Annotated in this window: 11 protein-coding genes; 8 read left to right on the top strand and 3 right to left on the bottom strand. The window is 68.7% G+C overall.

Translation table 11 applies throughout. The annotated features are described in order from the left end of the window. Positions 1-392: 392 nt before the first annotated feature. The 4 genes from ABFO07_RS23430 (at position 393) to ABFO07_RS23415 (ending at position 6463) form a co-directional block, all read left to right on the top strand. On the top strand, positions 393-1133 hold the full coding sequence (locus ABFO07_RS23430; protein ID WP_059883698.1) for a gluconate 2-dehydrogenase subunit 3 family protein: 741 nt from the start codon (positions 393-395) through the stop codon (positions 1131-1133). Beyond that, on the top strand, positions 1133-2911 hold the full coding sequence (locus ABFO07_RS23425; RefSeq protein ID WP_060013540.1) for a GMC family oxidoreductase: 1779 nt from the start codon (positions 1133-1135) through the stop codon (positions 2909-2911). The genes ABFO07_RS23430 and ABFO07_RS23425 overlap by 1 nt, the downstream gene beginning before the upstream one ends. Further along, a complete protein-coding gene (locus tag ABFO07_RS23420) occupies positions 2908-4398 on the top strand; it encodes a cytochrome c (protein ID WP_060013538.1) in 1491 nt (496 codons plus the stop codon). The genes ABFO07_RS23425 and ABFO07_RS23420 overlap by 4 nt, the downstream gene beginning before the upstream one ends. A gap of 343 nt (positions 4399-4741) precedes the next feature. Further along, complete coding sequence (locus ABFO07_RS23415) at positions 4742-6463, top strand: cation:proton antiporter (protein WP_059807980.1); 1722 nt, start codon at positions 4742-4744, stop codon at positions 6461-6463. Between the two features lie 98 nt (positions 6464-6561). Here the strand turns inward: ABFO07_RS23415 and ABFO07_RS23410 are convergent, their stop codons facing one another. Together ABFO07_RS23410 and ABFO07_RS23405 are read right to left on the bottom strand one after the other, a co-directional pair. Beyond that, entirely contained in the window at positions 6562-8358 is a 1797-nt protein-coding gene (locus ABFO07_RS23410; protein ID WP_059807977.1) for a peptidoglycan D,D-transpeptidase FtsI family protein, read from the bottom strand. A gap of 377 nt (positions 8359-8735) precedes the next feature. Continuing rightward, entirely contained in the window at positions 8736-9083 is a 348-nt protein-coding gene (locus ABFO07_RS23405; RefSeq protein WP_059561217.1) for a DUF3564 family protein, read from the bottom strand. 614 nt (positions 9084-9697) lie between these two features. On the opposite strand from ABFO07_RS23405, the gene ABFO07_RS23400 reads away from it, so the two are divergent. Then, the gene (locus ABFO07_RS23400) at positions 9698-10897 is read left to right on the top strand and encodes an SDR family oxidoreductase (RefSeq protein ID WP_059883695.1); all 1200 of its coding nucleotides are present in this window, start codon (positions 9698-9700) and stop codon (positions 10895-10897) included. 13 nt (positions 10898-10910) lie between these two features. Here ABFO07_RS23400 and hpaR read toward each other — a convergent pair whose 3' ends face one another. Next, positions 10911-11357, bottom strand: a complete 447-nt coding sequence (gene hpaR / locus ABFO07_RS23395; RefSeq protein ID WP_059561211.1) for a homoprotocatechuate degradation operon regulator HpaR — start codon at positions 11355-11357, stop codon at positions 10911-10913. A 153-nt stretch (positions 11358-11510) separates the two neighbouring features. Between hpaR and ABFO07_RS23390 the strand changes: the two genes are divergently transcribed. The 3 genes from ABFO07_RS23390 to hpaE are packed head-to-tail and all read left to right on the top strand — an operon-like array spanning position 11511 to position 14450. Further along, entirely contained in the window at positions 11511-12203 is a 693-nt protein-coding gene (locus ABFO07_RS23390; RefSeq protein WP_060013536.1) for a fumarylacetoacetate hydrolase family protein, read from the top strand. Then, positions 12200-12964 (top strand): fumarylacetoacetate hydrolase family protein, encoded by a 765-nt coding sequence (locus ABFO07_RS23385; protein WP_059883693.1) that lies wholly within the window; start codon positions 12200-12202, stop codon positions 12962-12964. Before ABFO07_RS23390 ends, ABFO07_RS23385 begins: the two co-directional genes overlap by 4 nt. A gap of 22 nt (positions 12965-12986) precedes the next feature. Next, positions 12987-14450 (top strand): 5-carboxymethyl-2-hydroxymuconate semialdehyde dehydrogenase, encoded by a 1464-nt coding sequence (gene hpaE / locus ABFO07_RS23380; protein ID WP_060351723.1) that lies wholly within the window; start codon positions 12987-12989, stop codon positions 14448-14450. Positions 14451-14460 lie beyond the last annotated feature (10 nt).

Here is a 14460-nt window from a genome sequence, read left to right as displayed (position 1 = left end):
CCGGTTCCATTTATAATTCGCCGGATCGTCGATCCGGGCCGCCGAGAAGGCCGGGCCGGGCATACCTTTCTTGCTGTCAGCGGGAGCGGTGACTAAGTTGATAAAGCCCGTGGCGACAAAGGGCGGATTCGGGCCGACCGGCACGCATTCATCAGATGAAAAGACCCGCAAGAGGTCGATACGCTTTGGACTCCGAGAGATCGGGCGCGAAAGCGGTTGTATGACGGTGCAGGCTGCGCGCGTTGCGCAAGGTCGCGGTCTGCATCTTGTTTGTTAGTAAAGCGAAAGTAATAGGCGGCCGGGCGCATTGCGACCCGGCCGACGCGTGCCGCGCCCGGCGCATGCCGCCTGCGCGCGTTCGAAGCGCTGTCCCCAACGATCATCACCCGACCATGTCCACGCCACCCGACAAACCCAATTCGCGCCGTCATTTCCTGCGCTCGTCGGTCGCGCTCGTGCCGATCGCGTCGCTCGCCGGCTGCGACCTGCGCCCGTCGTCGACGCCCGCGACGACGGCCGGCAACGCGCCCGCCGAATCGGCCGACGCCGCGCGCGCGCCCTACAAGCCGACCTTCTTCGACGGCAAGGAGTGGGCGTTCGTCCAGGCGGCCGTCGATCGCCTGATTCCCGCCGATGCCGAAGGCCCCGGTGCGCTCGACGCCGGCGTGCCCGAGTTCATCGACCGCCAGATGGAGACGCCTTATGCGCACGGCGCGCTGTGGTACATGCAGGGGCCGTTCCAGCAGGGCGTGCCGGAGCTCGGCTACCAGCTGAAGCTCGTGCCGCGCGACATATACCGGCTCGGCATCGCGGCCGTCGACCGGTTCTGCACGAAAGCGCACGGCAAGGCATTCGCGGATCTCGATGCGGCCGCGCGCGACGCGGTGCTCGGCGCGCTCGAGAAGGGCAGCGCGCCGATCGACGACGTGCCGCCGGCCGTGTTCTTCGGCCAGCTGCTGCAGAACACGCGCGAAGGGTATTTCTGCGATCCGGTCCACGGCGGCAATCGCGGGATGGCGGCATGGAAGATGATCGGGTTTCCCGGCGCGCGCGCGGACTTCATGGATTTCGTCAACCAGAACGGCAAGCCGTATCCGTACGGGCCGGTCTCGATCAACGGGGAGCGTAGCTGATGGCCGCTGAGAAAAAGCCGCACGTCGATGCGGTCATCGTCGGCTTCGGCTGGACCGGCGCGATTCTCGCGAAGGAACTGACCGAAGCGGGCCTGAAGGTGGTCGCGCTCGAGCGCGGCGAATATCGCGACACGTATCCGGACGGCGCGTATCCGAACACGATCGACGAGCTGACCTACAACATCCGCAAGAAGCTGTTCCTCGACCTGTCGAAGACCACCGTGTCGATCCGCCACGGCGTGCAGGACACGGCGCTGCCGTACCGCCAGCTCGCGGCGTTCCTGCCGGGCGAGGGCGTCGGCGGCGCGGGGCTGCACTGGTCGGGCGTGCATTTCCGCATCGCGCCGGAAGAGCTGCGGCTGCGCAGCCACTACGAGGAGCGCTACGGCAGGAAGTTCATCCCCGAAGGGATGACGATCCAGGACACGGGCGTCACGTACGACGAGCTCGAACCGCACTTCGACTTCGCCGAGAAGGTGTTCGGCACGTCGGGGCAGGCGTACAAGGTCAACGGCAAGGTGGTCGGCGACGGCAACGTGTTCGACGCGCATCGCAGCGACCATTTCCCGCTGCCCGCGCAGCTCAACACGTATTCGGCGCAGCGCTTCTTCGATGCGGCGAAATCGCTCGGCCTGCATCCGTACCGGCTGCCGTCCGCGAATACGTCCGGGCCGTACACGAACCCGTACGGCGTGCAGATGGGCCCGTGCAACTTCTGCGGCTACTGCAGCGGCTACGCGTGCTACATGTACTCGAAGGCGTCGCCGAACCTGAACATCCTGCCTGCGCTGAAGCAGGCACCGAACTTCGAGCTGCGCTCGAAATGCCACGTGCTGCGCGTCGATCTCGACGACACCAAGAAGCGCGCGACGGGCGTCACCTACGTCGATCCGGCCGGCCGCGAAGTGCACCAGCCGGCCGATCTCGTGATCCTTGCGGCGTTCCAGTACCACAACGTGCACCTGCTGCTGCTGTCGGGCATCGGCAAGCCGTACGACCCGATCTCCGGCGAAGGCGTGGTGGGCCGCAATTTCGCGTACCAGAACCTGTCGACGATCAAGGCGTTCTTCGACAAGGACACCTACACGAACCCGTTCATCGGCGCGGGCGGCAACGGCGTCGCGGTCGACGATTTCAACGCGGACAACTTCGACCACGGCCCGCTCGGCTTCGTCGGCGGCTCGCCGCTGTGGGTGAACCAGGCCGGCGTGAAGCCGATCAGCGGCATCGCGACACCGCCCGGCACGCCGCAGTGGGGCTCGGCGTGGAAGAAGGCGGTCAAGGACAACTACGCGCACACGATCTCGATGGACGCGCACGGCACCAACATGTCGTACCACGACGTGTACCTCGATCTCGATCCGACCTATCGCGATTCGTACGGCCAGCCGCTGCTGCGGATGACGTTCGACTGGAAGGACAACGACATCAGGATGGCGCAGTACGTCACCGGCCGGATGAAGAAGATCGCCGAGGCGATGGGGCCGAAGGCGATCGGCGTGTCGACGCGCGAGTTCGGCAAGCACTTCGATTCGCGCCAGTACCAGACGACCCACCTCGTCGGCGGCGCGGTGATGGGCACCGATCCGAAGACGAGCGTGCTCAACCGCTACCTGCAAAGCTGGGACGTGCACAACGTGTTCGTGATGGGTGCGTCGGCGCTGCCGCAGGGCATCGGCTACAACCCGACCGGGATCATCGCGGCGCTGGCCTACTGGTCGGCGCGGGCGATCCGCGAGCAATACCTGAAAAACCCCGCTCCGCTGGTGACCGTATGAAGCGCACGACACGAGACAACGCCGCGCGCCGCACGGCGCGCGTACTGGCGGCCGGTGCGGCCTGGCTGGCGTTCGGGCTGGCGAGCGGCGCGGCCATCGCGCAGCCGGCAGCCGCGCCCGTGGCGGGCGCATCCGCTTCGGCTGCACCCGCACCCGCACCCGCACCCGCACCCGCACCCGCACCCGCACCCGCACCCGCACCCGCACCCGCTTCGACAACGTCTGCCGCCCCGCAATCCGCGGACGCGCTCGTCGCGCGCGGCGCGTATCTCGCCCGCGCGGGCGACTGCGTCGCGTGCCACACCGCGAGCGGCGGCAAGCCGTTTGCCGGCGGGCTGAAGTTCGACACGCCGATCGGCGCGATCTACTCGACCAACATCACGCCCGACCCGAAGACGGGCCTCGGCGGCTGGACGCTCGGGGAATTCGACCGCGCGCTGCGCGCGGGCGTGCGCAAGAACGGCGACACGCTGTACCCGGCGATGCCGTTCCCGTCGTACGCGCGCCTCACCGGCGACGACGTGAAGGCGCTCTACGCGTACTTCATGCACGGCGTCGCGCCGGTTCAGCAGGAGAACCGCCCGGTCGACATCGTGTGGCCGCTGTCGATGCGCTGGCCGCTCGGCTTCTGGCGCAAGCTGTTCGCGCCGACGCCGAAGCCGTTCGATGCCGCGCCGTACCCCGATCCGGTGCTCGCGCGCGGCGCATACCTCGTGCAGGGGCTCGGCCACTGCGGCGCGTGCCATACGCCGCGCGCGCCGACGATGCAGGAGCGCGGGCTGACCGACGCGGACGGCCCCGACTTCCTGGCCGGCGGCGCGGCGATCGACGGCTGGGTGCCGACGAGCTTGCGCGGCGAGCCGCGCACCGGGTTCGGCGCGTGGACGGAAGCGGAAATCGTGCAGTTCCTGAAGACCGGCCGCACGGCGCGCACCGCCGCGTTCGGCGGGATGACGGACGTGGTCGGCCACAGCATGCAGCACCTGACCGACGACGACCTCACGGCGATCGCGCGCTACCTGAAGACGCTGCCGCCGAAGGTGCAGGGCGAGACGCCGTACGCGTACGACGCGGCGGCCGCGAAGGCGCTGCAGGCCGGCGACGCGAGCAAGCCGGGTGCGGCGGTGTACCGCGACAACTGCATGGCCTGCCACCGCAGCGACGGCCGCGGCTACACGCGCGTGTTCCCGGCGCTCGGCGGCAACCCGGTCGTGCAGGGCGACGATCCGACCTCGGTGATCCACGTCGTGCTGGCGGGCAGCGCGCTGAAGGGCACGCACACCGCGCCGTCGACCTTCACGATGCCGCCGTTCGGCTGGCGTCTGTCGGACCAGGAGGTCGCGGACGTCGCGAACTTCGTGCGCACGAGCTGGGGCAATACGGGCTCGCCCGTCACCGCCGCGCAGGTCGCGAAGGTGCGCAAGGCGACGCCGGGCACGCGCCCCGAGCCGCCGCCGGGCGCGCGCTATCCGCAGGCGGCCCGCTGACCGGGGCAAGGCGACCGGGGCAAGGCGACCGGGTCTAGGCAACCGGGCCTAGGCGACCAGGCCTCGGCGACCAGGCCTAGGCAACTGGGCCCAGGCAACCGGGCCCAGGCAACCGGGCCCAGGCAACCGGGCCCAGGCAACCGGGCCCAGGCAACCGGCCGCGGCGCGCGCCGCGGCCGTCGCCGGAATCTCGCCGAATCCCCGCGCATTTCGTCCCCAAACCCACCGCATTGGCCCGCATCGCGCCGCCGCCCGTGAATTTTTCGCGGCGGCGCGCCATTTCTCCCGCCTCATCCCTTATCCTTGAACCTTACTAAACGGTTACACAGACAAGGGAGGGGGGATGCCACATGACGTCAGCCTGATTGCTTTGCTCGCGGCCGGTTTCGGTCTCGCGATGATCTTCGGTTATCTCGCGTCGCTGCTGAAGATGCCGCCGCTGGTCGGCTATTTGCTCGCCGGGGTCGTGATCGGCCCCGGTACGCCCGGCTTCGTCGGCGATCTGTCGCTCGCGCAGCAGCTCGCCGAGGTCGGCGTGATGCTGCTGATGTTCGGGGTCGGGCTGCATTTCTCGCTCGGCGACCTGCTCGCGGTGCGCAAGATCGCGCTGCCCGGCGCGATCGTGCAGATCACGGTGGCGACGCTGCTCGGCGGCGGGCTCGCGCTCGCCTGGGACTGGAGCATCGGCGCGGCGCTCGTGTTCGGGCTCGCGCTGTCGGTCGCGAGCACCGTCGTGCTGTTGCGCGCACTCGAGGGGCGCGGGCTCGTCGAATCGGTGAACGGGCGCATCGCGGTCGGCTGGCTCGTCGTCGAGGATCTCGTGATGGTGCTCGTGCTGGTGCTGCTGCCGCCCGTCGCGGGGCTGCTCGGCGGCACGCCGCCCGGCGGCGCGCACGCGGCCGGCGGCAGCCTGTGGGGCACGCTCGGCGTCACGATGCTGAAGGTGGCCGCGTTCATCGCGCTGATGCTCGTGGTCGGCAAGCGGGTGTTTCCGCGCATTCTGTGGCTCGTGGCCCGCACCGGCTCGCGCGAGCTGTTCACGCTGTGCATGATCGCGGCGGCGGTCGGCATCGCGTTCGGCGCGGCGAAGCTGTTCGACGTGTCGTTCGCGCTCGGCGCGTTCTTCGCCGGGATGATGATGCGCGAATCCGAATTCAGCCGGCGCGCGGCCGACGAGACGCTGCCGCTGCGCGACGCGTTCTCCGTGCTGTTCTTCATCTCGGTCGGCATGCTGTTCGACCCGAAGGTGCTGCTCGACGAGCCGCTGCACGTGATCGAGGTCGCGGCGATCGTGCTGGTCGGCAAGACGCTCGCGGCGGTCGCGCTCGTGCTTGCGTTCCGCTATCCGCTCAATACGGCGCTGATCGTCGGCGCGGGCCTCGCGCAGATCGGCGAGTTCTCGTTCATCCTCGCCGGGCTCGGCCATTCGCTCGGGCTGCTGTCGCCGGAAGGGCAGAACCTGATTCTCGCAGTCGCGCTGATCTCGATCGCGCTGAATTCGCTCGCGTTCGCGATGATCGATCCGGCGCTCGCGTGGATCCGCAAGCATTCGGCGTTCGCGCGGCGGCTCGACGCGCGCGACGATCCGCTCGCCGCGCTGCCGATGTCCACGCCGCAGACCCACCTGACCGGGCAGGTCGTGATCGTCGGCTACGGCAAGGTCGGCGCGCGGATCGCGCAGGCGCTCGACGAGCGCCGGATTGCGTACGTGGTGGTCGAGCAGAACCGCGAGATCGTCGAGAAGCTGCGCGAAGACGGCGTCGCGGCGGTGTCCGGCGATGCGGTCGAGCCGATCGTGCTCGTGCAGGCGCACATCGCGCGCGCGGGGATGCTCGTCGTCACGCTGCCGGACGTGTTCGACGTGCGGCAGATCGTCGAGATCTCGCGCACGCTGAACCCGTCGCTGGAGGTCGCGCTGTGCACGAACAGCGGCGACGAGGCCGCGCTGCTCGCGAGCGAGGGCGTCGGCACGGTGTTCATGGGCGAGACGGAGCTGGCGCGCGGGATGACCGACCACGTGCTCGCGCGGATGACGATGCCGGCCGCGCCCGCCCACGCGCATTGACGAACGGCGCCGGCGCACGCGTGTCGACACGCGCGCCGGGCCGTCCTCTCAGTAGAACGTCTCGAGCGTCAGGAAGCGTCGGAGGGCGGGGGCAACGGTCACGCGCGCGGCGCGGCCGAGGCCGGCGCCTGCGCGCTGGCCTTCGGCGGCGCGAGCTTGTCCGGCTCGACGGGCGTGTCCGGCGGCACGCCGAGCAATTGCAGCGAGCCGCTCGTGACCGACGAGAACACCGGCCCGGCGACCGTGCCGCCGTAGTAGCCCTGGCCGCGCGGCTCGTCGATCATCACCGCGACGATCAGGCGCGGGTTGCTCATCGGCGCCATGCCGGCGAACAGCGCGCGGTACTTGCCTTTCGCATAGGTCGCGCCGACCTGCTTGCGGGCCGTGCCGGTCTTGCCGCCGATCCGGTAGCCGTCGACGCGCGCGCGGCGGCCGGTGCCGCCTTCGCCGACCGCCATCTCGAGCATCGAGCGGATCGCCGCCGCCGTCTGCGGCGACGTCACGCGATGGCCGCGATGCGCGTCGAGCGTCTGCTTGTCGTTGCCGTTCTTCAGCAGCGACACGGGGTGCAGCGTGCCGTCGCCCGCGTAGGCGGTGTACATCTGCGCGATCTGCAGCAGCGACATCGACAGCCCGTAGCCGTACGCCATCGTCGCCTGCTCGATCGGCCGCCAGCGTTTATGGGGCCGCAGCCGGCCCGACGCCACGCCGGGGAACGTCAGTTCCGGCGCGCGGCCGATCCCGTATTCCTGGTATTTGTTCCAGATCGTCTCGGCCGGCAGGTTCAGCGCGAGCTTCGCGAGCGCGACGTTGCTCGACTTCTGCAGTGCCTGCGCGACGGTCAGCGAGCCGTGGTTGGAGGTGTCGTGGATCACCGCCGGCCCGATTTTGTAGGTACCGGGGCCCGTGTTGATGATCGTGTTCGGCGTCACCTTGCGCTCGTCGATCGACAGCGCGACGACGAGCGGCTTGATCGTCGAGCCGGGTTCGAACGTGTCGATCACCGCGCGGTTGCGCAATTGCTGGCCGGTGAGGCGCGCGCGGTCGTTCGGGTCGAAGGTCGGGTAATTGGCGAGCGCGAGGATTTCGCCGTTCTGCGCGTCGAGCACGACGACGCTGCCGGCCTGCGCGTTGTTCGCGACCACCGCCTGCTTGAGCTGGCTGAACGCGAGCTGCTGGATGCGCCGGTCGATCGTCAGCTCGATCGTCGCGCCGTGCTGCGCCGGCACGAGCGGGCGCGTATCCGACACGATGCGGCCGAGCCGGTCGCGGATCACCTCGCGCTGTCCGGCGGTGCCCGACAGCGGCGCGTTGGCGGCCAGCTCGACGCCTTCCTGGCCCTTGTCCTCGACGTTCGTGAAGCCGACCACGTGCGCGGCCGATTCGCCTTCCGGGTAGAAGCGTTTCGAATCGGCGATCTGCGTGATGCCGCCGATCTCGAGCTTGTCGAGGCGGCTCGCGGTGTCGGCGTCGATCTGGCGCTTGAGCAGCACGAAGGTGCGGTCGTGGCCGAGGCGGCGCTTCACCTCGGCGAGCGGCATGTCGAGCAGCTTGGAGATTTGCGGATAGTCGGCTTCGGCGACCTGCTTCGGGTTCGCCCAGATTTCGTAGGTCGACAGGCTCACGGCGAGCATCGCGCCGTTGCGATCGACGATGCTGCCGCGCATCGCGTCGAGCTCGATCGTGCGCTGGTAGCGCTTCTGGCCTTGGCCGACGTAGAAGTCCTGGTTGGCGACCTGCACCCAGAACGCGCGGGCGATCAACGCGGCGAACGCGAGGAACACGATGATCACGATCAGCTTCGAGCGCCACATCGGCAGGCGCGACGCGAGCATGGGGTGCTTCGTTGCCGCGGCGTACGGATCGGCGGGATGGGTCTTGTTTTTCACGCTCATGCGAGGGCAGGATCGGGCCGCGACGCGGCGGCGGGGCAGTCTGAATAATGCGATTGTAATAAATGAGTAATCGCAGTGTGGGGAAAGTGTGTGAGCAATCGCAAAACCGGGCCGGATCGGAGGCGGAAGCAGGCGCACGGGGGCGCCCGATGGTCGGCCGGAAGAGGTGAGGACAGGAAGCAGGAGGGCGGTCCGGCGACAGGCGATGCGTGCACCGGAATGCAGCAAAACCGGCGAATTAACCCGGCCCTGATTAATTCATGAAATCGAAAATTAAAAACGCCCCGGCGGGGGCGTCCAAAATCGCGGAACGGAAAAACGAATTCGATAAAACTGGAATAAACCCGAAAACCGCAGACAATACACGTCAAAAATACCTATCGATCGACGGAAATAAATTCCTTGTATTCCGGCTGGATCGTGCATGTGTCGACTTCCTGCAGGCGCCATGCACCTTTTGCGTGCTCGCCTGCGAGCTCGGCAGTGCCTTGTTCGCGCTGCTTCGCATCGAACGACAAACCCTGCAGCTTGCAGACGGCCTTGCCGCTGTCAGCCGCACAGAGCGCCATTGCGCCCTCGACGTCCTTGACCTTGCCCCAGGTCGGAAGATCGATACCTTGATGTGCCTCGCGAGACCAGAGCCCTTCGTCGGTGTCGACCCACAGCACGGCAAAAGACTGCCGGGCCGCTGATTCGCTGCCATTAATTCGAATGGTGAGGCGCATTAGATCGTCTCCTTGAGAAAATGAACATTCGACCGTACGACCTGATAAGTCTAGATTTCCTGCGCTGAAACGCAAGACGCAGCGCGCAATAAATAAACGCGGGGTGCATTCGCAATCCGCATGAAATGACGCCTGATGAAACAGGTTGCGCAATATGCACGCCGTGTGACGCCCGCTGCAGGCGGCGCAACGTCGGCGGCGGCCGGTTGCCCGTCGCGGCGGGGCAATTGCCGGGGCGCGGGGGCGCGTCGATGTGTCGCGCCGGCCGGCGGTCGCTGCTTCAGGGGGGCGGATCGGCTGCGGCGAAAGCGGGACAGCGGCCACCCGGGCGACACACTCCGACAAACGCATACAAATTCGCACACTTTCGCAAAACTTTCAGGACAGACGCGGCGCCGGTCCGGCCCCACACTGGCGCAGTCCCGATCCAGCGCCGCGGCGTCAGTCCGCGGCGGCGCCTGCATTCCCCTCGTGCCGACACCCCTTGCGGGCGGGCCCCGGATCGGGGCACCCCCCGGGCGCACTCCAGTCGCGACCTGTCAGACAGGTCCCATGCCCGGCGCCCATGCGCCCGACATCCCGCCGCCCGACGAATCTTGAAGGAGAGAAGTTCCGTGCTGAACTGGAAAACCGCCCTGTCGCTCAACTGGCGCACGAGCCTCGTATCGCCGTCCAGCGCGCCGGTGGCCGCGGCGAACGTCGGGCGGCTGGTGCTGACGGGCGCGACCGGTTTCATCGGCAGCACCGTGCTGACGGCGCTCGTCAACGCGGGGCTGCTCGAACGCGTGGTGTGCATCGTGCGCGCGCAGGATCGCGGTCACGCGGTCGAGCGGCTGCGCGAGGCGGCGCTGCGCGCGGGGCTCGCGCCATATTGGGCGTCGCGCCTGACCGACGCGAACGTGATCGTCGGCTCGCTCGGCGACGTCTGGCGCGGCGCCGACGCGGGCCGTCTCGCGCAGGCGACGCACGTGATCCACTGCGCGGGCCGTCCGTCAGTGGCGGACGGCGCGCACCTGCAGGCCGACCTCGACGCCTCGCTGCGCTTTGCCGAGGGGTTCGCGCAGGCCGCGCAGCTGCAGCGCTTCGCGTACGTCGGCACCGCGTTCGTGCGCGGCGGCCGGGGCGGCATCGTGCTGGAGGACGCGCAGGGCTGCGACGCGAGGGATTCGGGCGCGGCGCTGGCGGGCGCCGTGCTGGCGGCCGACTACCTGCATGCGAAGCGCGAGATGGAGGCGCGCCTGCGCGCGCTCGGGCTGCCGCTCGTGATCGTGCGTCCGTCGCACGTCGTCGGGCATACGGTGCTCGGCACGCGGCCGTGGCCGAATTCGTTCTGGATGTTCCGCCTCGTGCATGCGGCGCGCCGCTACACGGCGCGGCCGATGACGCGCATCGACATCGTGTCGGTCGACGACGTCGCGCGCGCGACGATGCTGCTGGCGGTCAAGCCGGCGCTCGCGCACGATGTCTACCATGTGTCCGCGGGCGTCGAGGCGCCGATGGTCGCGCAGATCGTGCGCGCGATGGACGAGGCGGCGGGCATGACGGGCGCGCCGCGCTACGCGGCATGCGCGGCGGCGGAACTGCCGTTGGTCGTGCGCGACGTGCTGGGGCGCAACGATCCGGCGCTCGAACGCGTGATCGGCAAGGCGCTGCAGCGCTTCGCGGAATTCTCGGCCGCGGACCGCGTGTTCGACAACAGCCGCGTGCGCGACGAAATCGATTTCGAACCGCTGCCGTTCGTCGACTACGTCGAGGAATGCATGCGCACCTCGCGCGGCGTCGCGGTGACCGAACTGATGCGCGGCGCGGCCTGACCGCGCGCGCCGCTTACGACGGCTCGCCGGCGCCGAGCTCGATCAGCCGGTCGAGCGCGCGGTAGATGTCGTCGAGCGCGGCCGGGCCGAAGCGCTCCTCGAGCAGCCGGTACTGCTCGTCGATGCGCGGGCCGATTTCCGATACGAGTTTCCGGCTTTGCGGCGTCAGGCTCACGAGCAGCCTGCGCTGATCTTCCTGCGCGCGCGTGCGCCTGATCAGGCCGTCGCGCTCCATCCGCTCCAGCACGCCCGTGAGGCTCGGGCTCAGGATGCAGCAGCGCCGCGCGATCTGCCCCGCTTCGAGCGCGTGCGACGCTTCGCCGTCGAGCACGCGGATGATCCGCCATTGCTGTTCGGTCAACGCAAATTCCTTGAGAATGGGGCGGAACAGCCCCATCAGCGTTTCTCGGGCTTCGAGCAGCAGCATGGCCAGATTGCGGTGGTCGAGCGTACGGTTCATCGAGGTGCGGGGATGGACGGGGACGCGCCAATCTTAACAGGCGGTCGTGACGAATTTCACGTATCAGGGTAATCGCGGTTGTCAGCGCACGATTGTTTACTTAAGATGTTAAGTATTGACGATGCGCCGCGACGCGCGGCAGGGGAATGACGCATGGAGCTGTCTTGCACGACCGCCGCGGCGGCGCCGCCGCTGCCGGTCGCCATCGGTACCGTCTACGGTGCGCTGCTCAACGAGCGCGCCGCGCGCGACGCGCTCGGCGATGCGGCGCACCAGCCGCCTTACGGGCGGCCGCCGCAGGCGCCGGTGCTGTACATCAAGCCCGCCAACACGCACGTCGCCGACGGCGCGGCCGTGGTCGTGCCGGCCGGCGTCGACGCGCTGGAGATCGGCGCGTCGGTCGCGGTGGTGTTCAGCCGCCGCGCGACCCGGGTGGCCGCGGCGCGCGCGCTCGACTACGTGCACGGCTTCACGCTCGCGAGCGACGTGTCCGTCCCGCATCCCGACTATTACCGTCCCGCCGTGCGCTACAAGTGCCGCGACGGGTTCTGCCCGCTCGGGCCGGCGATCGTGCCGCCCGGCGCGCTCGCCGATGTCGACGCGATCGGCGTGACCGTGCGGATCGACGGCCACGTCGCGCAGGCCGCGTCGACGGCCACGCTGGTCCGGCCGGTGCGGCAACTGATCGCCGACGTGTCGGCGTTCATGTCGTTCGACGCCGGCGACGTGCTGCTGCTCGGCGTGCCGGGCGGCGCGCCGCGCGCGAAGGCCGGCAGCCGAATCGAGATTGCCGCAGTCGGCATCGGCACGTTGCGGCATACGCTGATCGAGGAGGCTGCCCGATGAAAACCGCACGCGTGACCTACAACGGTGCATTGCATGCCGCCGAGCCGGCCGGCGATGGCCTGATCCGGCTCGACACGGGGGCCGTCGTCGCGGAAGGCGAGGTGGGCTGGCTGCCGCCCGTCGCGCCGCGCACGACGTTCGCGCTCGGCCTCAACTATGCGGACCATGCGAAGGAACTCGCGTTCAAGGCGCCGAGCGAGCCGCTGATCTTCCTGAAGGGGCCGAACACGTTCGTCGGCCATCGCGCGCGCACCGTGCGGCCCGCCGACGCGACGCACATGCATTACGAGTGCGAGCTGGCGGTCGTGATCGGCCGCCCCGCGCGCGGCGTGCGCCGCGCGCAGGCGCTCGATTACGTGGCCGGCTACACGGTCGCGAACGACTACGCGATCCGCGATTACCTCGAGAACTACTACCGGCCGAACCTGCGCGTGAAGAACCGCGACACCTGCACGCCGCTCGGGCCCTGGCTCGTCAGCCGCGACGAGATCGGCGACCCAGGCGACCTGGCCTTGCGCACGACGGTGAACGGCCGCGAGACGCAGCGCGGCAGCACGCGCGACATGATCTTCGACGTGCCGGCGCTGATCGAGCACATCAGCGGCTTCATGACGCTCGCGCCGGGCGACCTGATCCTCACCGGCACGCCCGAAGGGCTCGCGGATACGCAGCCGGGCGACGAGGTCGTCACCGAAATCGAAGGCATCGGCCGGCTCGTGAACACGATCGTCGCCGAACACGACTACTATCGCGCCGGCTGAGCCCGCCGCACAAGGAGAGCAGATGACCATCAAGCACTGGATCGACGGCCGGGAAGTCGCAAGCCGCGACACGTTCGCCACGCTGAATCCCGCGACGGGCGACGTGATTACCGAGGTCGCGTCGGGCGGCGAAGCGGAAGTCGACGCGGCGGTGCGCGCGGCGAAGGAAGCGTTCCCGAAGTGGGCGAACACGCCCGCGAAGGAGCGCGCGAAGCTGATGCGCAAGCTCGGCGAGCTGATCGAGAAGAACGTGCCGATGCTCGCGGCGCTCGAAACGAAGGATACGGGCCTGCCGATCGCGCAGACGAGCAAGCAGCTGATTCCGCGCGCGTCGGAGAACTTCAATTTCTTCGCGGAAGTGTGCGTGCAGATGAACGGCCGCACGTATCCGGTCGACGACCAGATGCTGAACTACACGCTGTACCAGCCGGTCGGCGTATGCGCGCTGGTGTCGCCGTGGAACGTGCCGTTCATGACCGCCACGTGGAAGACGGCGCCGTGCCTCGCGCTCGGCAACACGGCGGTGCTGAAGATGTCCGAGCTGTCGCCGCTGACGGCCGACCAGCTCGGCCGGCTCGCGCTCGAAGCCGGCATTCCGCCCGGCGTGCTGAACGTCGTGCAGGGCTATGGCGCAACCGCCGGCGATGCGCTCGTGCGGCACCCGGACGTGCGCGCGGTGTCGTTTACCGGCGGCACGGTCACCGGCAAGCGGATCATGGAGCGTGCGGGCCTGAAGAAATACTCGATGGAGCTCGGCGGCAAGTCGCCGGTGCTGATCTTCGACGACGCCGATTTCGACCGCGCGCTCGACGCCTCGCTGTTCACGATCTTCTCGATCAATGGCGAACGCTGCACGGCCGGCTCGCGGATCTTCGTGCAGCGCACGATCTACGATCGCTTCGTGCAGGAATTCGCGCGCCGCGCGAACAATCTCGTGGTCGGCGATCCGTCCGACCCGGCGACCCAGCTCGGCGCGATGATCACGCGACAGCACTGGGAGAAGGTGACGGGCTACATCCGCATCGGCGAGCAGGAGGGCGCGCGCGTCGTCGCGGGCGGCGCGGACAAGCCGGCGGGGCTGCCCGACGCTCTGCGCAACGGCAACTTCGTGCGGCCGACCGTGTTCGCCGACGTCGACAACCGGATGCGCATCGCGCAGGAAGAGATCTTCGGCCCGGTCGCGTGCCTGATTCCGTTCGACTCCGAAGAGGACGGGCTGCGGCTCGCGAACGATACGAGCTACGGCCTCGCGTCGTATATCTGGACGCAGGACGTCGGCAAGGTGCATCGCCTCGCGCGCGGCATCGAGGCCGGGATGGTGTTCGTAAACAGCCAGAACGTGCGCGACCTGCGCCAGCCGTTCGGCGGCGTGAAGGAGTCGGGCACCGGGCGCGAGGGCGGCGAATACAGCTTCGAGGTGTTCGCGGAGATCAAGAACGTTTGCATCTCGATGGGTTCGCATCACATTCCGCGCTGGGGCGTCTAAGCGGCGCGTA

It is taken from the genome of Burkholderia stagnalis, from assembly GCF_039848545.1.
Lineage (GTDB): Bacteria > Pseudomonadota > Gammaproteobacteria > Burkholderiales > Burkholderiaceae > Burkholderia > Burkholderia stagnalis.
Note: the sequence above shows the minus strand (reverse complement) of the source record. Positions and strands in the feature narration are given on the sequence as shown.